Below are 19,609 nucleotides of genomic sequence, written 5' to 3' on the forward strand. Positions count from 1 at the left end.
GGTCAGGGGGCGTGGCACACTGCTCGCAACAGCACCATGAACGGCGCCAATTGAAGTCGTCGGAGACATGATCCGGTCTTCGAATGCACTTTCGAATGGCGCCGTAGGGCTGTCGGGAAACTTTCGGTGGAGCTTGCGGGAGCTCTGGAACTCGGAGCCCTGGGTTCCGGAGCTTTCGGTGGAGGTGGCAGCGTGAGCGAACCGCGGTCCGCGCCGACCGTGGGCCAGGTGGTCCTCGGGCGGCGCCTCTTGGACCTGCGGGAACGCGCCGGCCTGAAGCGCGAGGAGGCCGCCCGCGTCCTCCGCGTCGCCCCCGCCACCGTCCGCCGCATGGAGACGGCCGAGGTCAGCCTCAAAATTCCCTACCTGCAACTGCTGCTGAAGGCCTACGGCGTCCCCGACGACGAGGCGGACGACTTCGTCCGGCTGGCCGAGGAGGCCAACAGGCCCGGCTGGTGGCAGCGGTTCCACGACATCCTGCCGGGCTGGTTCTCGATGTACGTCAGCCTGGAGGGTGCAGCCGCCCTCATCCGTTCCTACGATCCGCACTTCGTCCCCGGCCTGCTCCAGACGGAGGACTACGCGCGCGCGGTGCTGAGATCCGGCGCCGTGGGCCGGACGAGCCCGGACGACATGGAGCGGCACGTCGCGCTGCGCATGCAACGACAGGAACTGCTCACTCGTGCCGACGCCCCCCGTTTCTGGGCGGTGATGGACGAGACGGTCCTGCGCCGCCCGGTCGGCGGCCCGGAGGTGATGCGCGCGCAGATCGACAAGTTGCTCGAGGCTACGAAGCTGCCCCAGGTGACGCTCCAGGTCGCCCCGTTCGCCAACGGGCCGCATCCGGGTACGTACGGACCCTTCGTGCTCTTCCGATTCGCCATGCCGGAACTGCCCGACATGGTCTACAGCGAGTACCTGACCGGCGCGGTCTATCTGGACGCGCGCACCGAGGTGGCGACCCACCTGGAGGTCATGGACCGCATGGCGGCGCAGGCCGCTACGGCACGACGCACGAAGGAGATCCTCCGGGATCTCCGCAAGGAGCTGTGAATGGATCGCATCAAGCCGCGCGGACGCGTCTACAACGGGATGCCCGCGCGGGAGCTGGGCAGCGAGGGGTGGCACAAGCCGTGGAGCGGCGGTAACGGCGGGAACTGCCTGGAGGCGATGAAGCTGGCCGACGGCCGGGTCGCGGTGCGCCAGTCCACCGACCCGGACGGGCCCGCGCTGATCTACACGACGGACGAGATAACCGCGTTCATCGAGGGCGCCAAGGCGGGGGAGGCCGACTTCCTGCTGTCCTGACCCCGTCGGACGGCCCGCTCCCGCGCCGCGCCGACCATTTCTGCTTCTTGTCACCGGCCCCCTCACGGCAGCCCACTGGCCGACCGGGCAACCCGGACAGCCCACTGACCGACCGGGCAACCCGACGGCTGCGGCGTCCCCGGCGTGCCGCACGGCAAGGCAGGAGCCGACCGGCCACCGAGACCGTCACCGGAACGTGAGAGGCGATGCGCCGCGGCTGCCGGGCCGTGCGGAACCGGTGGCGGCTCAGGGCATCCGGCGTCACACCGGCCGTCACCCCGGCGGCAGTACCCCGCACAGCGCCTCCAGCGCCGCCCCGTAGGCGTGTTCGGCGGGAGCCGCGTACCCCACCACCAGTCCCTCGCCCATCGTCACATCGCTCTCCGCGTCCCCGTCCGCATCTCTCCCCGTCGCCGCGTCCGGGTGCCGGAACCCGGCGAGGCCGTCCAGGGCGATGCCCCGCCGTGCGGCGGCCCTCAGGGTGGGTCCCTCCGTACCGGGCGGCAGCCGCAGCACCGCGTGCAGCCCGGCCGCGACACCGGTCACCTCGATGTGCGGCGCGTGCGCGGCGAGGGCGGCGACGAGCCGGTCCCGCCGACGCCGGTACCTCAGCCGCATCCGCCGCACGTGACGGTCGTACGATCCACCGGCCACGAAATCCGCGAGGGCGAGCTGGTCCGGCACGCTCGCCCAAGCCTCCCGCTCGCCCTTAGCCGCCAGCACCGGCTCCACACAACGGTGTGGCAGAACCATCCAGCCCAGCCGCAGCGCCGGCGACAGGCTCTTGCTGACCGAGCCGACGTAGATCACCCGTTCCGGGTCGAGGCCCTGGAGCGCGCCGACGGGCCGGCGGTCGTAGCGGAACTCGCCGTCGTAGTCGTCCTCCAGCACCACCGCCTCCCGCGCGCGTGCCCAGTCGATCACCGCCGCCCGGCGCTCCGGGTGCAGCGGACCGCCGGTCGGGAACTGATGCGCGGGCGTGAGCAGCACGGCCCGCTCCCGGGCCAGTGTCTCCACCCGTGCCCCGTCCTCGTCCAGCGGCAGCGGTACGGTGCGCACGCCGGCCGCCGCGAGCAGATCCCGGTGGAAGGCCAGCCCGTACGCCTCCACGCCGAGCGGACCGCGCAGCACGCCACCGGCACCCGGCCTGCCCGGCGTCCCCGGGCTGTTCGGCCTGCCCGGCGTGTCCGGAGTGATGAGCAGCCGAAGGGCGTGCCCGAAGCCCGAGCAGATCACGATCCGGTCCGGCTCGGTCCGAACCCCGCGCGCGCGAGCCAGATATTCCGTCAGGGCCTCCCGCAACTCGCGGCGCCCCGCCGGGTCACCCGGCCCGAACGCCTCGCTCGGCGCCGTCAGCAGCGCCCGGCGGTACGAGGCCGCCCAAGCCGCACGCGGGAACGCCGACGGATCCGGCGTGCCCTGCCGCAGGTCGTGCCGCGGCCCACGCGCGCGTGAAGGAGCCTCCACGGGCATGCTCACGGCCTGTCGCCGCGGCTCGGCGCTCTCGCGCCGGCCGGAACGCGGAGACACCACCCCCAAGGCGACCCGGGTCCCGGAACCCTGCCGGGCGGTCAGCCAGCCCTCCGCCACCAGCTCCCCGTATGCGTCGGCCACCGTGTTGCGGGCCACGCCCAGGTCCGCGGCGAGTGAGCGGTACGGCGGCAGCCGGGTGCCCGGGGCCAGCCGTCCGCTGCGCACGGCGTCCCGCAGTGCCTGGGTCAGCGCCGCCCGCCGACCGCCCGGCCCCGACAGCTCCAGGTGCAGGTCGACACCGATGCTCTGCGCAGAATTGACCCACGATCCCGTCATGGAAATGCACCTTACCGCCGGTCTTTACGGTCCCCTAGATTGAACACATGACGACGCACACGACCACCACCCCCGCACTCGCCACCGGAACCGCCGCCGAGGCCACCCGCCCCCGGCTGAACCTCGCCAAGGCCGCGCCCAAGGTCTTCCGCGCCCTCGTCGGCTTCGACGCCGCCGCCCGCGAAGGCCTCGACCCGTCCCTCGTAGAACTGATCCAGGTCCGTGCCTCGCACCTCAACCACTGCGCCTACTGCCTGCACATGCACACCAACGACGCCCGCAAGGCCGGCGAGAGCGAGGACCGGCTGCACATGACCGCCGTCTGGCGCGAGGCCCGTCATTTCTTCACCCCGAGGGAACAGGCCGCCCTCGCCCTGACGGACGCGGTGACCCGGGTCGCCGACGGAGGCGTCCCCGACACCGTCTACGCCGAGGCCGCCGCCCACTTCGACGACCAGGAACTGGGCCACGTCCTCGCCCTGATCCTCACGATCAACACCTGGAACCGTGTGGCCCTGGCGACGGGCAAGGTGGCGGGCACCGACGAACGCGTCGGTTGACCGGCCCCGCCCCGTGCCACCGGCCGGTCAGCGCGGCGCTCGCCCCAGGGCGCACCGCGCCGGGACTGCCACGTCCTGGAGGAGCGCCTCCAGGCACTCGGTCAGGGTCGCTGCGCCGGCGTGCACCCCCTCGCAGGCGCGGACCGCATCAACCGCCGCGACGACGCTCGACCACTCCAACACCGCACGGGCCACTCCAACACCGCACGGGCCCCCTTAACACCGCACGGGCCGCGCCGCACCGCACGGGCCGCGCCGCACCGGCCGGGCCGCGCCGCACCGGCCGGAACCGGCGGCGCGCCGCCCGGCCGCAGGACACCGCTCAGACCACCATCGGCCGGTCGGTGGGCGCTATCGGGGCCGGGAGCCGTGAACTGCCCGTCAGGTAACGGTCGACGGCCGCCGCGACCGCCCGCCCCTCCGCGATCGCCCACACGATGAGTGACTGTCCGCGCGCCGCGTCACCGGCTGCGAACACCCCGGGCGCCCGGGTCGCGAAGCCGTCGTCCCGGGTGATTGTGCCGCGCGGCTCCAGGGGCAGCCCCAGCTGCTCGATGAGCCCGTCCTCGCGGCCGGGCCCGGTGAACCCGAGGGCGAGCAGCACGAGGTCGGCGGGGAGCGTCCGCTCGGTGTCCGGCACCGGAAGCCGCCGCTTGTCGACCTCCACCAGGTGCAGCGCCCGTACCCGCCCCCTCTCGTCCCCGGTGAAGCGGAGTGTGGACGCCGCGAACAGCCGCGCGTCCGCGTCCGCCGCCGGCGCCGTACGCAGGTCCCGCGCCTCCTCGTGCGCGCCCGACAGCCGGTAGGTCTTCGGGTACGTCGGCCACGGCTCGGTGTCCTCGTCGCGCTCGGCACCCGGCTGGGCGTAGATGTCCAACTGGGTCACGGACGCGGCCCCCTCCCGCACCGCGGTGCCCAGGCAGTCCGCCCCGGTGTCCCCGCCACCCACGATCACGACGTGCCTGCCCGAGGCCGACAGCGGAGAGGCCTCCAGGTCCCCTTCACACACCCGGTTGGCCAGCGGCAGATATTCCATCGCCTGGTGTATCCCGTTCAACTCACGGCCCGGTACCACAAGTTCCCGCCACGCCGTCGCACCCGTCGCGATCACCACCGCGTCGTACCGGGCCCGCAGCTCCGCCGCCGGAACGTCCCGTCCGACCACCGTCGACGTACGGAACCTCGTTCCCTCGGCCCGCATCTGCTCGATCCGCCGCTCCAGATGCAGCTTCTCCATCTTGAACGCGGGGATGCCGTACCGCATCAGCCCACCGATCCGGTCATCCTTCTCGTACACCGCCACCGTGTGCCCGGCCCGGGTCAGCTGCTGCGCCGCGGCCAGCCCCGTGGGCCCGGAGCCGATGACGGCGACCGTCTTCCCGGACAACCGCTCGGGCGGCCGGGCCGGGGTGAAACCCTCCTCCCACGCCCGGTCCGCGATCGCGCACTCGACGTTCTTGATCGTGACGGCCGGCTGGTTGATCGCCAGCACACACCCCGCCTCGCACGGCGCCGGACACAACCGCCCGGTGAACTCGGGGAAGTTGTTCGTGGCGTGCAACCGGTCACTCGCGTCCCGCCAGTCCTCCCGGGACACCAGGTCGTTCCACTCGGGGATGAGGTTTCCCAGCGGACAGGCGTGGTGGCAGAACGGGACGCCGCAGTCCATGCACCGGTCGGCCTGCTTGCTGATGATGGGCAGCAACGCTCCCGGGACGTAGACCTCGTCCCAGTCCCGCACCCGCTCCTCGACGGGCCGCCGCGGCCACTCCTGGCGCGGCGTGGTCATGAACCCCTTGGGATCGGCCATGGGCGTCTTCCTCGCGTACGGGGCACCGAAGGCACCGGATGTACGACGGGCGGGGCCTCGACGGGCACCGCTCTTGCGGCCACGATACGTCCGCGCCGGCAACCGCGCAGAGTGGCGGACAGCGCTTTCTGGCGGGCTTTTCCTGGCAGCGCCGGCCGGCGGCACGGCACCAGCACCACACCACCCTTGCCGACGGCCCTGCGACCGGTAGCCGGCCCTGCGGCCGGTGCCGGCCACCACAGGAGCGCACCGTTCCGCACACCGCGGCGGGGTCGTCCTGCCTCCTCAGCCCGCGTACTCCTCCCCGGCCCCCCGCCACGTCCGCAGCACGTCCTCCACCGACGGGGCGATCCGGCGCCTCGCCTCGTACCGTGCCACTCCGCTCATCAGCAGCCGGTCGTACGGCGTGTCCACATGCCGTACGGCCGCCACCACCGCCGCTGTCACCGCCCCCTCGGACAGCACGCGCCCGGCAGCGCTGCGCCCGACCCGCCCGCTGCCCCGTACCGACGCGTGGGCCGCGATCGCCCGAGCCCGTCCGTCCGGGCAACCGGGGAACAGCCGGAGGATTTCGGCGGTGAACGCCGCAGCGAACCGCTCGTCCGCCATGGCCCTGCCCCGCGCCTCCCGCGCCCGCCTCCGGCGCCGCGCCTCCGCGTCCGCCAGACAGCGGGCCTCGGCCCGGGCCAGCGCCGCCGCCTCCACCAGCACGCCCTGGCGTTCGTAGCGGCTCTTGCGGCGGTTGAACCGCACCACCACCGCCGACAGCGAACTCTCCTCCCACGACCGGCGGGTGAGCGCCGTGTCGCCGCGCGGCAGGAACACCAGGTGTCCGAGGTCGGCACAGGCCAGGCACCACGGGGCTCCGTCCTCCAGCAGGAGCAGCGACAGCGGACCGCGCCGACAGCCGGCGCACCGCTTCCGCTTCAGCGGCTGGACGACGACCAGCCTGCCGGGGGAGCGGGGGGTCGTGGGAAACGCCATACGCGGTACTTTCCCGTCCACCGCTCATGTCTCCCGTCCACCGCCGCCGCCCACCCGGGCCTCCGCCTGCAGCCCTCCCTCCGGTCGCGACTTCCTCTCGTCCATCAGGCATTCCTGTCTCCCTTCCGGGCGGGGGCGCGGGGGTGCCGCGGAGCCGCTGCCCGCCGATGCGGTACCGCTCGAAGCCCGGCGCCCCCACCGGTCTCCTGGGCACCCGGCATCATGGGCTCTGTGCGACTCGAAGCGATCACCTGGGGCCGGCTCGCCGAGCTGCTCGCCGACCGGCTGGCCGGCCTGGAGCCGGCCGACGGAGGGGCCTGGCCGCGTGTCGGCTTCGACGGGGCCCCAGCCGCCCGGCCCGGTGAACTCGCCGAGCGCGTCGGGGAGGCCCTGCGGCTGCGCGGCCGGCCCTCGCTCGTGGTCGGCGCCGGAGGCTTCCTGCGCCCTGCCTCCCTGCGGCTGGAGCACGGGCGGCGGGACGCGGAGTCGTACTACAGCGGATGGTTCGACACGGGCGCCCTGTGGCGGGAGGTCTTCGGCCCGCTCGATCCCGGCGGCACCGGGCGGATCCTGCCCGACCTGTGGGATCCCGCCACCGACCGGGCCACCCGCAGCCCGTACGTCCAACTCCCGCCCCGCGGCATCCTGCTTCTCCACGGCCCCCTCCTGCTACACCACTGGTTCCCCTTCGACCTGACCGTGCACCTCCTCCTCTCCCCGGGCGCCCTGCGCCGCCGCACCCCCGAGACCGACCACTGGACCCTCCCTGCCTTCGCGCGCTACGAGGCCGAGACCGACCCGGCCGGGACGGCGGACGTTCTCGTACGCACCGACGACCCGCGCCATCCGGCCTGGAGCACCTGACCCGGAGGCGCGGTCACCAGAACCGGGCCCACCCGCTCGACTGTGACGACCGCTGGCCGACGAACTCGTCCACCCGACACACCCGTCCAGCCGACGAACCAGCTCAGGCGACGCGGTGCGCCGCCGTACGCCGGCGCACCGCCGTCTAGAGCCAGCCGTTGCGCCGGAAGCCCCGGTACAGCACCAGACACGCCGCCGCCATCACGCCCATCACCAGCGGATAGCCGAACCGCCAGTGCAGCTCCGGCATGTGCTGGAAGTTCATGCCGTACACCCCGCACACCATGGTCGGTACGGCGATCACCGCGGCCCAGGCCGTGATCTTGCGCATGTCCTCGTTCTGCGCGACGGTCACCTGCGCCAGATGCGCCTGGAGGATGGAGTTGAGCAGTTCGTCGAACGCGGCGATCTGCTCCTTCGCCCGTATCAGATGGTCGTACACATCCCGGAAGTACGCCTGTATCTCCGGATCGACGACCCGTATGGGCCGTGTGGCCAGATCCTCCACCGGACGGCCCAGCGGTACCACCGCCCTTTTCAGCTCCAGCAGTTCACGCTTCATCTGGTAGATGCGGCCCGGATCGAGGCAGGCGCCGTCCTCCGAGAACACCTCCGTCTCCACCTGGTCGATGTCAGCCTGCACCGCGTCCGTGACGTTCAGATAGTCGTCGACCACATGGTCGGCGATCGCGTGCAGCACCGCCGCCGGCCCCTTGACGAGCTGCTGCGGGTTCGCCTCCAATTCCTCACGGAGCGGGCCCAGTGAGCCGTGCCGGCCGTGCCGTACCGTGATGACGAAGTCCTTGCCGACGAAGAGCATGATCTCGCCGGTGTCCACCACCTCGCTGGTCGCCGTCAACTGCTCGTGCTCCACGTAACAGACGGTCTTGAACACCGCGAAGAGCGTGTCCCCGTAGTGCTCCAGCTTGGGACGCTGATGGGCCTCGACCGCGTCCTCCACCGCCAGCGGATGCAGGTCGAACAGCTCGGCCACACCCGCGAACTCACGTTCCGTCGGCTCGTGCAGCCCGAGCCAGACGAAGCCTTCGCCGCTCTTGCGGACCAGCCGCACGGCGTCCACCAGGTCGGCACAGCCCGGCACCCGCACGCCGTCCTGATACGTCACGCAGTTGACCACCGACGAGCCCAGCGGTGACCTGGCGGGATGACTCAGGTCCACGCGCGGCCGGCGCCGGGCCAGCCGCGCCACCTTGCGCAGACCGCCGACTCCGCGCAGCCCCGTGACCTTCCGCAGATTCCCTGCCATCGACATCTGGATCTCCTCGCGTGGATCTCCGTGCAGTGCTTCCGTGCCCTTGCCCGGCAAGTCTGCCAGTCCCGGACACAACGTGAGCGAGCCTGTGGGAACAAAGAGTTCCGCTTGTGTCCCACCTGTGGACAGAGGTCGGTCGAACCGGACAAGCCGGGTGACTGGGATGATCGCGGCATGACGCGATCCGACGGATACCTCCTGGACAACCAGCAGAACGAGGCAGGCCGGCGCTTCGACGCCTTCGCCACCCTCTTGGACCCCACGACCTTCCGGCACCTCGAAGGACTCGGCGTCCGGTCCGGCTGGCGCTGTTGGGAAGTCGGCGCCGGCGGCACCTCCGTCGTGTCCTGGCTCGCCGAGCGGGTCGGGCCGACCGGCCAGGTCATCGCCACCGACATCGACACGACCCGGTTCGCCGCCGCGGCCCGTCCACCGGTGGAGGTCCACGTCCATGACGTGGGCGCCGACGAACCCCCGGGGGAGGGCTTCGACCTGGTCCACGCCCGGCTGGTCCTCGTTCACGTCCCGGACCGGGACCGGGCGTTGGGCTCCATGATCCAGGCCCTGCGGCCCGGCGGACACCTGCTGGTCGAGGACGCCGACCCCGCCCTCCAGCCCCTGATCTGCCCCGACGAACACGGCCCCGAGCAGCGGCTCGCCAACCGGCTGCGCCAGGGCTTCCGCAGGCTGCTCGCCGACCGCGGCGCCGACCTGTCGTACGGCCGCAAACTCCCGCGCCTGCTGCGGGAGGCCGGGCTGCAGGACGTGCAGGCCGACGCGTACTTCCCCGTGACCTCACCCGCCTGCACCGCCCTGGAGGCCGCCACGGTCCGTCAGATCCGCGCCCGGCTGGTCGCCGCCGGTCTGGCCACCGACGAGGAGATCGACCAGCACCTGGCCAACGTCGAGGCCGGTGGCATGGACCTGGCCACCGCACCGATGATCTCGGCGTGGGGCCGCAAGGCGTAGCCCTCGTTCCCCCGACTCCACCGCCCGGCCGACGAGGTGGCAGGGCCGGCTGACACCGGACCGTTCTCCCGCCGGCAGCGGCGAACACCTTCCGCGGGGTCAGTCCACGCGTCCCGCCTGTGATGGTCCCGGCTGGGGTGGTCTGGCGCCCACCCGTTCCACCGCCTCCGCGCCTGCCCGGCAGCCCCGCGCCGCCGCCTCCTCCGGCGCCGCCCCCGCGAGCAGCGCGGCGAGGAACGCACCCGTGAAGGCGTCACCGGCGCCCGTGGTGTCCCGAGGCGCCGCCGGCACGGCCGGGACCCGGACCGGTACGGCACCGGACCGGGCCACCAGCGCCCCGTCCGCGCCCGCCTTGGCCACCACCAGCGGCACGAGCCGGCTCAGCCGGGCCGCCGCCTCCACCGGATCCACCACCCCGGTCAGCAGACACACCTCGTCCCGGCTGGGCAGGAGCACGTCCAGCCCCTCCGCGAACGCCGTGAAACGGTCCACTCCCAGCTCCACCAAGAAGCCGGCCGACGCCGGGTCCAGGCTGACCGGCACTCCACGTGCGCGTGCCGCGGCCATGGCCCTGCGGACCAGTGCCCGGCTCGGCTCGGTGAACAGCAGATAGCCCGACAGATGCAGCCGGGCCACGCCGTCGAGCAGGGTGTCCGACCAGTCGGCGGGGTCGAGCCGCAACGACGCCCCGCTGTCCGTCAGGAACGTCCGTTCGGCCGCCGCACCCGTGTCGACCAGGCAGATCACCGTCCCCGTCGCCGCCTGCGGATCCACCACCAGCCGGGGCCGCACCCCGGCCGCCACCAGCTCCCGCTCGTGCCACGCGGCGGTGTCCGCGCCCACCCGCCCCAGCAGCCGTACGTCCGCGCAGCCCGCGTGAGCGGCCCAGCAGGCCACATTGGCGCCCGCACCACCCGGCAGCGTCCGGATCACGGCGGCCGTGTCGGTGCCGGCCGCCAGCGGCCCCCGGTGCCGGGCCACCACGTCGGTGACCACGTCCCCGACGACCAGCAGCGCCCCGTGCCGCTCAGCGGTCACCCCTTGGTCCAGGCCGTGGCGATCCGCGCCGCCAGCCGTACGTTGCCGCGCACCGCCGCCAGGTTGGCGCTCAGCGAGGCCCCGTCCGTGTGACGGACCAGGTGGTCCAGCAGGAACGGCGTCACCGCCTGCCCGGTGACACCCCGCTCCGCGCAGGCGCGCAGCGCGTCGGAGAGCACGCGCGCGTGCAGCCCGGGATCGAGTTGTTCCGCCTCCGGGACGGGGTTCGCGACGATCAGCGCGGAGTCCGGCGCGGCCAGTTCGTCCTGGGCGCGCATGACGGCGGCGACCTGTTCCGGGCTGTCCAGCGTCCAGTCGACCGGATGGCCCGAGTCCGACAGGTAGAAGCCGGGGAACCGGTCCGTGCCGAATCCGGCGACGGCCACGCCCAGCGTCTCCAGCCGCTGCAGCGTCGCCGGCACGTCCAGGATCGACTTCACACCCGCGCACACCACCGTGATCCGGGTCCGCGCCAGCAGCCCCAGGTCGGCGGACTCGTCCTGGGTCAGCGTCCACTCCCGGTGCACACCGCCCAGCCCGCCCGTGGCGAACACCCGGATCCCCGCCAGCGCGGCCAGCCGTGCCGTCGCCGACACGGTCGTCGCCCCGCTCGCCCCCGCGGCCACGGCGAGCGGCAGGTCACGGTGGCCCAGCTTGCGGACGCCGTCCTCGTTCGCGACCCGCTCCAGGTGCCCCTCGTCCAGGCCGACCCGGGGCTGCCCGTCGAGCACGGCGACGGTCGCCGGCACGGCACCCTCCCGCCGCACCGTCTCCTCCAGCTCCCGCGCGACCTCCAGGTTGCGCGGACGGGGCAGGCCGTGCGCGATGATCGTGGACTCCAGGGCGACCACCGGGCGCGCCGCGTCGATCGCCTCCCGCACTTCCTCCGACACCACCAGCACCACGTGCCCGCCTCCTGTCCGTCGGTTACCCCTCATCCCTGGCGGGCGTCGGCACCGAATAAACGCTTGCGGCCTGTGCGGGACGCCACCAGCCTTGCCGCATGACGAACAACACCACACGTCTCGACCACATAGTCCTGTGGGTGGCCGATCCCGTCGCGGCAGCCCGTTTCTACGAGACGGCCGTCGGCCTGGAGCCGACGAGGGTCACCGAGTTCACCGAGGGAAAGGTGGCCTTCCCCTCCGTACGCGTCAACGAGGAGACCATCCTCGACCTCGCCCCGCGTACCTTCGCCGCACGCATGACGATGCTGCCCGGCTCGGCCGACAGCGCGGGTCACCCCGTCAATCACGTCTGCCTGTCCCTGCCCGCCGACGCCTTCGACGCCCTGCGCGTCCGCCTCGGCGAACACGGTGTCCCCGTGTCGGACATCGACCACGGCCTGTCCGGCGCCCGCGGCGCCGCCACTCGCAGCTTCTACTTCCGCGACCCCGACGGCAACATATTCGAGGCCCGGCACTACGACGACTAGCCGCGGCGCGCGGGGGCCGGTCAGAACAGCGGCTCGGGCAGCACGCCCTCCAGGGCGAGCAGCTTCCGCTTGGTCTCCAGCCCGCCCCCGAAACCGCCGATGCCACCGCCGCTCTCCACCACCCGGTGGCACGGCACGACCACCGGCAGCGGATTGGCGCCCATCGCCGCGCCGACCGCCTGCGCACCCCCGGGCTGCCCGACCCGCCCCGCCAGATCGCCGTATCCGACCACGGTGCCGTACGGCACTCCGGACGCCAGTTCGCGCAGCACCTGCCGGTTGAACCCGGATATCAGCGACCAGTCCAGCGGCAGGTCGAAGACGAGGCGCTCGCCCGCCAGATAGGCCCGCACCTGGCGCACGGCCTCCGCCAGCAGCGGTGCGTCCGGATCTTCCACGGGCTCGCGGCCCAGCCGGGCGGCGAGCCGCTCCAGCGCCCGCAGGCGCACGGCGTCCGAGGCGTGGAAGACGACGTTCACCAGGCCGTCGCCGGTCGCTGCCAGCATCAGCGGGCCGATGTCCGTGCCGACGACGGCCCACACGAGCCGCTGCTCATCCCGCCCATGGCTGTCCATGCGCCCACGGTACGACCCGCCACTGACAACGCCCTCCGCTCAGTCCGAGGCCAGCGCCGCCCGCACCACGTCTGGCTTGTTGCTGATGATCCCGTCGACGCCGTAGCCGGCGACCCGGCGTGCGGTGGCCGCGTCGTTCACCGTCCAGGCGAACAGCCCGAGCGGCCTGCCGTGCGGCCCGTCGATGGCGTGCGCGGCCGAGACGTAGCCCAGGGAGAGCGAGTCGTACGAGGGATTCACCAGATCGACGAAGTCCGCGAACCGGGGCAGGTCCGACACGGCGGGCCTACCCAGGTAGGCGGTGGTGACCGCCGGCTTCAGCTCGTGCACGGTCCGCACGCTGTCGGCGCTGAAACTCTGCACGATCAGCCGCCCCAGATGCCGGTCGTCCAGCCAGCCCACGTTGGCGAGGAGCTTCAGGGTCTGCTGTTCGAGCCCCGGGTACAACTCCGGATTCTTGATCTCCAGGAGCAGCTTCTCGTGGTTGTGCTCCAACCGCCGCATGTACTCCGTCAGGGTCGGCACGCGCGTGCCGACGTACGCGGGGGAGAACCAGCTGCCCGCGTCCAGCCTGGCGATCTCGGCGGCGGTGAAGTCCTTCACCTTCCACGGCGCGCGGCCGGGAAAGACCTGCTCGACGTCCGTGGTGCGTTCCAGACCGTCGTCGTGAAGGACGATCAGTACGCCGTCCTTGGTGCGCTGGACGTCGTTCTCGACCCAGGAGAAGCCCAGCTCGGCGGCCTTGTCGACGGAGGCCAGCGTGTTCTCGGGGGCGTAGGCGGAGGCGCCCCGGTGGGCGATCACCGTGGGTGGGCCGTTCTCGCCCGCCCGGGCGTCGGAGGTGGGGCTCAGCAGGGCCGTGCCCGTGCCCAGGACCGTGGCGACGGTGGCGGCGACCACGCGCGCGTACATGTGTACTCCTCGCGTCGAGCGAATACCGACAGCACCAGACTGACAGCACAGCGTGGACAACACCCGGGCGCACGATGACCACAGACCGAACGGGGATCTCCTCCACCCCTGACCAGTGCCGCACAAGTGCGGCAACGCCGTGTTTCTTTGCCGCGAAGTCGTTCGACCATTCCGGTGGGGGTCATACTCTCTGCGACAACCCTGACCGCCGCGCGGTCCTGGGACGGGGGCGCATTTTCTAACATTCCGGGACGTAAGAAGGCGGAAGGGCAGCCGCGATGCAAGGCACGGTCGACGGATTCAGCTACGGGGCCGTGACCCCGTTGGTGGCCTACCTGATGGCCTGCCTCGGCAGCGCCCTCGGCCTGCGCTGCACCACCAGATCCCTGCTGGTCACGCACTCCAGGCGGCCCGCCTGGCTGGCCCTCGGCTCGGCCGCGATCGGCTCGGGCATATGGACCATGCACTTCGTCGCCATGATGGGCTTCTCCATCCATGGGGCCCCCATCCACTACGACGGGCCGATCACCTACGCGAGTCTCGGTCTCGCCATCGTCATGGTCGGTATCGGGATCTTCATCGTCGGCTACCGGGGCGCCACCGGTACCCCGCTGTTCACCGGCGGAACGATCACCGGTCTGGGCGTCGCCTCCATGCACTACCTCGGCATGGCGGGTGTCCGCTTCCACGGCCGGTTCACCTACAACACGTTCACCGTCGCCGCCTCCGTCGTCATAGCGGTAGTCGCCGCCACCAGTGCCCTGTGGGCCGCCGGCCGCGTCCGGGGCTTCCTGTGGAGCGTGGGCGCGAGCCTGGTCATGGGACTCGCGGTCAGCGGCATGCACTACACCGGGATGGCCGCCCTCGGCGTTCACCTCGACAGCGTCTCCCACGCCACCGGAGGCGCGCCGGAGGCGTCCGTGCTCGCGCCGATGCTGATCGGCCCGCTCGCCTTCCTGCTCCTCGCGGGCGTGGTCGTGATCTTCGATCCGCTGATGGTCACGAGCCGCCCCGACTGGACGCCCGTCGAGCACAAGCCCGGCGTGCCGGCCGCCGCCGTCCCCTCCCACGCGGACCGCCGGCCCGCCCTCCACGGGGGCCACCGACCCGAGCACCACGGCCATCCCACCCCGCAGAACCGCTGACCGGGGCCCATTGTCAGTGGGGGGCCGTACGGTGGATGACATGCGGCCCGTTTCCCACATCGAACGCACGGTGGCGCCTTTCGAGGTCGTCAGCTCCTACCAGCCCAGCGGCGACCAGCCGGCGGCCATCGCCGACCTGGCCAAGCGCATCGAGGCCGGTGAGAAGGACGTCGTCCTCCTGGGCGCGACCGGCACCGGCAAGTCCGCCACCACCGCGTGGATGATCGAGAAGCTCCAGCGCCCCACGCTCGTGATGGCGCCGAACAAGACGCTCGCCGCCCAGCTGGCCAACGAGTTCCGCGAGCTGCTCCCGAACAACGCCGTCGAGTACTTCGTCTCGTACTACGACTACTACCAGCCCGAGGCCTACGTCCCCCAGTCGGACACCTACATCGAGAAGGATTCCTCGATCAACGAGGAGGTCGAGCGCCTGCGCCACTCGGCCACCAACTCACTGCTGACCCGCCGTGACGTCATCGTGGTCGCGTCGGTGTCCTGCATCTACGGCCTCGGCACCCCCCAGGAGTACGTGGACCGCATGGTCCCGCTCAGGATCGGCGACGAGGTCGACCGGGACGAGCTGCTGCGCCGCTTCGTCGACATCCAGTACACCCGCAACGACATGGCCTTCACCCGCGGCACCTTCCGGGTCCGCGGCGACACCATCGAGATCTTCCCGGTCTACGAGGAGCTGGCCGTCCGCATCGAGATGTTCGGTGACGAGATCGAGGCGCTCTCCACGCTCCACCCGCTCACCGGCGAGATCATCAGCGACGACCAGCACCTGTACGTCTTCCCCGCCTCCCACTACGTCGCCGGCCCCGAGCGCATGGAGCGGGCCGTCAACGACATCGAGAAGGAGCTGGGGGAGCGCCTCGCCGAGATGGAGAAGCAGGGCAAGCTCCTGGAGGCCCAGCGCCTGCGGATGCGCACCACGTACGACCTCGAGATGCTCCGCCAGATCGGCACCTGCTCCGGCGTGGAGAACTACTCGATGCACTTCGACGGCCGCCTGCCCGGCTCCCCGCCCAACACCCTGCTGGACTACTTTCCGGACGACTTCCTGCTCGTCATCGACGAGTCGCACGTCACCGTCCCGCAGATCGGCGCGATGTACGAGGGCGACGCGTCCCGTAAGCGCACCCTCGTGGACCACGGCTTCCGCCTGCCCTCGGCCCTGGACAACCGCCCCCTGAAGTGGGAGGAGTTCCAGGAGCGCATCGGGCAGACCGTCTATCTGTCGGCCACCCCGGGCACCTACGAGCTGTCCCGCTCGGACGGCGTCGTCGAGCAGATCATCCGCCCCACCGGCCTGGTCGACCCCGAGGTCGTGGTCAAGCCCACCGAGGGCCAGATCGACGACCTGGTGCACGAGATCCGCAAGCGCACCGAGAAGGACGAGCGGATCCTCGTCACCACGCTGACCAAGAAGATGGCCGAGGACCTCACCGACTACTTCCTGGAACTCGGCATCCAGGTCCGCTATCTGCACAGCGACGTCGACACCCTGCGCCGCGTGGAACTGCTGCGCGAGCTGCGCGCCGGTGAGTACGACGTCCTGGTCGGCATCAACCTGCTCCGTGAGGGCCTCGACCTGCCCGAGGTGTCCCTCGTGGCGATCCTGGACGCCGACAAGGAGGGCTTCCTCCGCTCGGGCACCTCACTGATCCAGACGATCGGCCGCGCCGCGCGTAACGTCTCCGGCCAGGTCCACATGTACGCCGACAAGATCACCCCGGCGATGGAGAAGGCCATCGACGAGACGAACCGCCGCCGGGAGAAGCAGGTCGCCTACAACAAGGCCAGAGGCATCGACCCGCAGCCGCTGCGGAAGAAGATCAACGACATCGTCGCGCAGATCGCCCGCGAGGAGGTCGACACCGAACAGCTCCTCGGCTCCGGTTACCGCGCGGCGAAGGACGGCAAGGCCGCCAAGGCCCCCGTCCCCTCGCTCGGTGACAAGGCGGCCAGGGGCGCGAAGGCCGGCAAGAACGCCAAGGCGGCCAAGGGCAGGACGGTGCCGACGGACCGGCCGGCGGCCGAACTCGCCGGACAGATCGAGGAGATGACCGAACGTATGCGCGCCGCCGCCGCGGAACTGCAGTTCGAGATCGCGGCCCGGCTGCGCGACGAGGTCTCCGAGATGAAGAAGGAACTGCGGCAGATGCGGGAAGCCGGCCTCGCCTGACCTCCGCGACCGTGCCGGACGTCGCTGTTGCGCCAAGTGTTGCAACACCGACACAAAGCGCAGTTCGGGGTTCGGCGCCGTCGCCGCCCCTGCGTAGGGTTCTGACAACCGCGCGGCACCATGGCGCGGCAACAGGGGACTGTCGAGAGGGGAATCAGCCGTGTCCGTGAACTTGTCCAAGGGTCAGGCCATCAGCCTGGAGAAGAAGGACGGGGGCACCCTGGCAGCGGTCCGTATGGGCCTCGGCTGGCAGGCGGCGAAGCGGCGCGGCCTGTTCGGCTCCCGCACCCGCGAGATCGACCTGGACGCCTCGGCGGTCCTCTTCGCCGGCGGTGAGCCCAAGGACGTCGTCTTCTTCCGCCACCTGGTGAGCGACGACGGTTCGGTGCGCCACACCGGTGACAACCGCGTCGGCGGCGCCGGCCAGGGCGGGGACGACGAGGCGATCCTGGTGGACCTCCAGCGCGTCCCGGTCCACGTCGACCAGATCGTCTTCACGGTGAACTCCTTCACCGGCCAGACCTTCCAGGAGGTGCAGAACGCGTTCTGCCGCCTCGTGGACGAGACCAACGGCCAGGAACTCGCCCGCTACACCTTGGCCGGCGGCGGCGACTACACCGCCCAGATCATGGCCAAGGTGCACCGTGCCGGCTCCGGCTGGACGATGACCGCCATCGGCGCCCCGGCCAGCGGCCGCACCTTCCAGGACCTGATGCCGGCGATCCTGCCGCATCTGTAGGTTCGGCCGGCCTTCGGGCGCGACACGCGGGACACCACGACACAGGGGGCGACGGCGATGACGGCCGAGCTGGTGCGCGGCCAGAACCACCCGCTGTCCCGGGTACGGCTGGAGATCCGGATCTCGGCCGGGGTGCCGGTCCTGGCCGGAGCCACACTCGGCGACGAGCGGGGCATCGTGCGCGGCCCCCAGTGGGTGGCCCACCCCGGCACCCCCGCACTGCCCGGCGTCGAGGTGTCCCGGCAGGCCGCCGCCGAGCATCGCCTGGCCGTCGACCTGGCCGCCCTGCCCGAGGCCGTGCACCGCCTCGGGGTGTTCCTCGCCCTGCCCACCGGAACCACGGGGTCGCTCCGCTTCGGTGCCGCCCCCGCCCCGCACACCACGGTCAGCGGCCCGGACGGCACCGAACTCGTCTCGTACACCCTCACGGGTCTGGACGCCGAGGCGGCGGTGACCGCCGTGGAGCTGTACCGCAGACAGGGTGTCTGGAAGGTGCGGGTGATGGGACAGGGCCATGCCGGCGGCCTCCCCGCGCTCCTCGCCGACCAGGGGCTGAGCGCCGCCGACGACCTCGCGGCGAGGTGCTCGCGCGGGTGGCCGGAGCTCTGCCCAAGTATGAGTAAAGGGCCTCTGAGCAGCCATTTTGGATCTATCTTTACTTTGCTCTTTACCATTCCTTGGTCATTGAGGTAGTGTTTTCCGTGCGGAGGGGAGTACTCCCTGACTGCGGCGCACCCGTCAATACGGACCGGTTCCGGTCCCGGGGCGCCGGCCCAACGCGGGTGGAAGAGACCTCCGGCAGCGACGACGCTGACGTATTTGCCGTTACGTAATGCCGGAGGTGCAGTGCAAGTCACCCTGACCCTGTGGGTCCTCACCATCGTGGGCCTGGCCGCCCTGATCGCCGTCGACTTCCTCATCGGGCGCAAGCCCCATGAGGTGTCGGTCAAGGAAGCGGGTGTCTGGACCGTCGTCTGGGTCGCCCTGGCCGGCCTGTTCGGCCTCGGTCTCCTCGTCTTCGGCGGCGGACAACCGGCCGGCGAGTTCTTCGCGGGCTTCATCACCGAGAAGTCGCTGAGCGTCGACAACCTCTTCGTCTTCGTCCTGATCATGGCGAAGTTCGCGGTGCCCACTCAGTACCAGCAGCGCGTGCTGCTCGTCGGCGTGCTCATAGCCCTGGTCCTGCGGGCCGTCTTCATCGCCGCGGGAGCCGCGATCCTCGGCAGCTTCTCCTGGGTGTTCTACCTCTTCGGCGCCTTCCTGATCTGGACCGCCTGGAAGCTCATCCAGGAGGCCCGAGCGGACCAGGGGGACGAGGAGTTCGAGGAGAACAAGCTGCTGAAGGCCGCGGAGCGCAGGTTCGGCGTGGCCGACCGGTACCACGGCACCAAGCTGTGGATCCAGCAGAACGGCAAGCGCGTCATGACCCCGATGCTGGTCGTGATGCTCGCCATCGGCACCACCGACGTGCTGTTCGCCCTGGACTCCATCCCCGCGATCTTCGGCCTGACCCAGGACCCGTACATCGTCTTCACCGCCAACGCCTTCGCCCTGATGGGTCTGCGTCAGCTGTACTTCCTCATCGGCGGACTGCTCAGGAAGCTGGTCCACCTGTCGTACGGACTGTCGATCATCCTCGGCTTCATCGGGATCAAGCTGGTGCTGCACGCCCTGCACGAGTCCGGTGTGCACGTGCCGGAGATCAGCATCCCGGTCTCGCTCGGCGTGATCTGCGCCGTCCTCGCCGTCACCACGATCACCAGCCTGATGGCCTCGCGGAAGCAGGCGGCCGTGGAAGAGGCGCGCGTGGACGGAGGCACTCCGAAGGAGAACGCCGACGCCTGACCGCACCGACGGCTCCGCGGGGTCCCGGTGCGACGCGGTGGTCCGGCCGGTGCCGGCGGGGCCCGGTGGACGGGGCCCGCCGGCACCGGGCCCCGCACCGGAAAGGATGAGAGGTATCCGAAAAGAACGGAATGCGAACTCTGTAAGCCTCTGCG

At 71.4% G+C, this 19,609-nt stretch carries 18 protein-coding genes and 1 pseudogene; 11 read left to right on the forward strand and 8 right to left on the reverse strand.

What is annotated here, in order from left to right:
- Window positions 1-192 precede the first annotated feature (192 nt).
- Both D9753_RS26780 and D9753_RS26785 read left to right on the forward strand, forming a co-directional pair.
- Window positions 193-1,053, forward strand: a complete 861-nt coding sequence (locus tag D9753_RS26780) for a helix-turn-helix domain-containing protein (protein ID WP_121789324.1) — start codon at window positions 193-195, stop codon at window positions 1,051-1,053.
- Entirely contained in the window at window positions 1,054-1,308 is a 255-nt protein-coding gene (locus D9753_RS26785) for a DUF397 domain-containing protein (protein WP_121789325.1), read from the forward strand. It abuts the gene before it with no gap.
- Between the two features lie 273 nt (window positions 1,309-1,581).
- On the opposite strand, the gene pdxR is transcribed toward D9753_RS26785, so the two are convergent.
- Window positions 1,582-3,117, reverse strand: coding sequence for a MocR-like pyridoxine biosynthesis transcription factor PdxR (pdxR, locus tag D9753_RS26790; protein WP_121789326.1), 1,536 nt, complete (start codon window positions 3,115-3,117; stop codon window positions 1,582-1,584).
- A gap of 47 nt (window positions 3,118-3,164) precedes the next feature.
- Between pdxR and D9753_RS26795 the strand changes: the two genes are divergently transcribed.
- Window positions 3,165-3,677, forward strand: coding sequence for a carboxymuconolactone decarboxylase family protein (locus D9753_RS26795; RefSeq protein ID WP_121789327.1), 513 nt, complete (start codon window positions 3,165-3,167; stop codon window positions 3,675-3,677).
- A 322-nt stretch (window positions 3,678-3,999) separates the two neighbouring features.
- Here the strand turns inward: D9753_RS26795 and D9753_RS26800 are convergent, their stop codons facing one another.
- Window positions 4,000-5,487 carry a glutamate synthase subunit beta gene (locus tag D9753_RS26800; RefSeq protein ID WP_121789328.1) on the reverse strand — a complete coding sequence of 496 codons (1,488 nt, stop codon included), beginning with the start codon at window positions 5,485-5,487 and terminating at the stop codon, window positions 4,000-4,002.
- A 285-nt stretch (window positions 5,488-5,772) separates the two neighbouring features.
- Complete coding sequence (locus D9753_RS26805) at window positions 5,773-6,471, reverse strand: DUF2293 domain-containing protein (protein ID WP_121789329.1); 699 nt, start codon at window positions 6,469-6,471, stop codon at window positions 5,773-5,775.
- Between the two features lie 222 nt (window positions 6,472-6,693).
- Here D9753_RS26805 and D9753_RS26810 point away from each other — a divergent pair, with 222 nt between their 5' ends.
- Entirely contained in the window at window positions 6,694-7,335 is a 642-nt protein-coding gene (locus D9753_RS26810; protein WP_205614274.1) for a nucleoside/nucleotide kinase family protein, read from the forward strand.
- Between the two features lie 145 nt (window positions 7,336-7,480).
- Here D9753_RS26810 and corA read toward each other — a convergent pair whose 3' ends face one another.
- Window positions 7,481-8,608, reverse strand: coding sequence for a magnesium/cobalt transporter CorA (gene corA, locus D9753_RS26815; RefSeq protein ID WP_121789331.1), 1,128 nt, complete (start codon window positions 8,606-8,608; stop codon window positions 7,481-7,483).
- 174 nt (window positions 8,609-8,782) lie between these two features.
- Here corA and D9753_RS26820 point away from each other — a divergent pair, with 174 nt between their 5' ends.
- Window positions 8,783-9,577: a methyltransferase domain-containing protein gene (locus D9753_RS26820; RefSeq protein ID WP_121789332.1), complete on the forward strand. Its 795-nt coding sequence runs from the start codon at window positions 8,783-8,785 to the stop codon at window positions 9,575-9,577.
- Between the two features lie 99 nt (window positions 9,578-9,676).
- Here D9753_RS26820 and D9753_RS26825 read toward each other — a convergent pair whose 3' ends face one another.
- Complete coding sequence (locus tag D9753_RS26825) at window positions 9,677-10,627, reverse strand: carbohydrate kinase family protein (RefSeq protein ID WP_121791309.1); 951 nt, start codon at window positions 10,625-10,627, stop codon at window positions 9,677-9,679.
- Entirely contained in the window at window positions 10,612-11,520 is a 909-nt protein-coding gene (locus D9753_RS26830; protein ID WP_163010802.1) for a pseudouridine-5'-phosphate glycosidase, read from the reverse strand. Before D9753_RS26830 ends, D9753_RS26825 begins: the two co-directional genes overlap by 16 nt.
- A 98-nt stretch (window positions 11,521-11,618) precedes the next feature.
- On the opposite strand from D9753_RS26830, the gene D9753_RS26835 reads away from it, so the two are divergent.
- Window positions 11,619-12,050 (forward strand): VOC family protein, encoded by a 432-nt coding sequence (locus tag D9753_RS26835; RefSeq protein ID WP_121789333.1) that lies wholly within the window; start codon window positions 11,619-11,621, stop codon window positions 12,048-12,050.
- Between the two features lie 20 nt (window positions 12,051-12,070).
- On the opposite strand, the gene D9753_RS26840 is transcribed toward D9753_RS26835, so the two are convergent.
- Entirely contained in the window at window positions 12,071-12,625 is a 555-nt protein-coding gene (locus D9753_RS26840) for a methylated-DNA--[protein]-cysteine S-methyltransferase (protein WP_121789334.1), read from the reverse strand.
- 39 nt (window positions 12,626-12,664) lie between these two features.
- A complete protein-coding gene (locus tag D9753_RS26845) occupies window positions 12,665-13,537 on the reverse strand; it encodes a glycerophosphodiester phosphodiesterase (RefSeq protein ID WP_121789335.1) in 873 nt (290 codons plus the stop codon).
- A gap of 278 nt (window positions 13,538-13,815) precedes the next feature.
- Here D9753_RS26845 and D9753_RS26850 point away from each other — a divergent pair, with 278 nt between their 5' ends.
- From D9753_RS26850 to D9753_RS26870, 5 genes and pseudogenes are all read left to right on the forward strand, one after another.
- A complete protein-coding gene (locus tag D9753_RS26850) occupies window positions 13,816-14,682 on the forward strand; it encodes an MHYT domain-containing protein (protein ID WP_121789336.1) in 867 nt (288 codons plus the stop codon).
- A 40-nt stretch (window positions 14,683-14,722) separates the two neighbouring features.
- Window positions 14,723-16,870, forward strand: coding sequence for an excinuclease ABC subunit UvrB (gene uvrB / locus D9753_RS26855; RefSeq protein WP_121789337.1), 2,148 nt, complete (start codon window positions 14,723-14,725; stop codon window positions 16,868-16,870).
- A 160-nt stretch (window positions 16,871-17,030) separates the two neighbouring features.
- The gene (locus D9753_RS26860; RefSeq protein WP_121789338.1) at window positions 17,031-17,609 is read left to right on the forward strand and encodes a TerD family protein; all 579 of its coding nucleotides are present in this window, start codon (window positions 17,031-17,033) and stop codon (window positions 17,607-17,609) included.
- Between the two features lie 57 nt (window positions 17,610-17,666).
- A pseudogene (locus D9753_RS26865) lies at window positions 17,667-18,185 on the forward strand (TerD family protein); the annotation flags it as partial.
- Between the two features lie 270 nt (window positions 18,186-18,455).
- Window positions 18,456-19,454 carry a TerC family protein gene (locus D9753_RS26870; RefSeq protein WP_121789339.1) on the forward strand — a complete coding sequence of 333 codons (999 nt, stop codon included), beginning with the start codon at window positions 18,456-18,458 and terminating at the stop codon, window positions 19,452-19,454.
- The last annotated feature ends 155 nt before the right edge of the window (window positions 19,455-19,609 follow it).

Origin of the sequence: Streptomyces dangxiongensis (assembly GCF_003675325.1) — a bacterium.
GTDB classification, from domain to species: domain Bacteria; phylum Actinomycetota; class Actinomycetes; order Streptomycetales; family Streptomycetaceae; genus Streptomyces; species Streptomyces dangxiongensis.

Excerpts from the sequence above, each read along its gene's own strand:
- D9753_RS26785 (WP_121789325.1), top strand. The coding sequence starts at position 1,054 with ATGGATCGCATCAAGCCGCGCGGACGCGTCTACAACGGGATGCCCGCG.
- pdxR (WP_121789326.1), bottom strand. The coding sequence starts at position 3,117 with ATGACGGGATCGTGGGTCAATTCTGCGCAGAGCATCGGTGTCGACCTG.
- D9753_RS26795 (WP_121789327.1), top strand. The coding sequence starts at position 3,165 with ATGACGACGCACACGACCACCACCCCCGCACTCGCCACCGGAACCGCC.
- D9753_RS26800 (WP_121789328.1), bottom strand. The coding sequence starts at position 5,487 with ATGGCCGATCCCAAGGGGTTCATGACCACGCCGCGCCAGGAGTGGCCG.
- D9753_RS26805 (WP_121789329.1), bottom strand. The coding sequence starts at position 6,471 with ATGGCGTTTCCCACGACCCCCCGCTCCCCCGGCAGGCTGGTCGTCGTC.
- D9753_RS26810 (WP_205614274.1), top strand. The coding sequence starts at position 6,694 with ATGGGCTCTGTGCGACTCGAAGCGATCACCTGGGGCCGGCTCGCCGAG.
- corA (WP_121789331.1), bottom strand. The coding sequence starts at position 8,608 with ATGTCGATGGCAGGGAATCTGCGGAAGGTCACGGGGCTGCGCGGAGTC.
- D9753_RS26820 (WP_121789332.1), top strand. The coding sequence starts at position 8,783 with ATGACGCGATCCGACGGATACCTCCTGGACAACCAGCAGAACGAGGCA.
- D9753_RS26835 (WP_121789333.1), top strand. The coding sequence starts at position 11,619 with ATGACGAACAACACCACACGTCTCGACCACATAGTCCTGTGGGTGGCC.
- D9753_RS26840 (WP_121789334.1), bottom strand. The coding sequence starts at position 12,625 with ATGGACAGCCATGGGCGGGATGAGCAGCGGCTCGTGTGGGCCGTCGTC.
- D9753_RS26845 (WP_121789335.1), bottom strand. The coding sequence starts at position 13,537 with ATGTACGCGCGCGTGGTCGCCGCCACCGTCGCCACGGTCCTGGGCACG.
- D9753_RS26850 (WP_121789336.1), top strand. The coding sequence starts at position 13,816 with ATGCAAGGCACGGTCGACGGATTCAGCTACGGGGCCGTGACCCCGTTG.
- uvrB (WP_121789337.1), top strand. The coding sequence starts at position 14,723 with ATGCGGCCCGTTTCCCACATCGAACGCACGGTGGCGCCTTTCGAGGTC.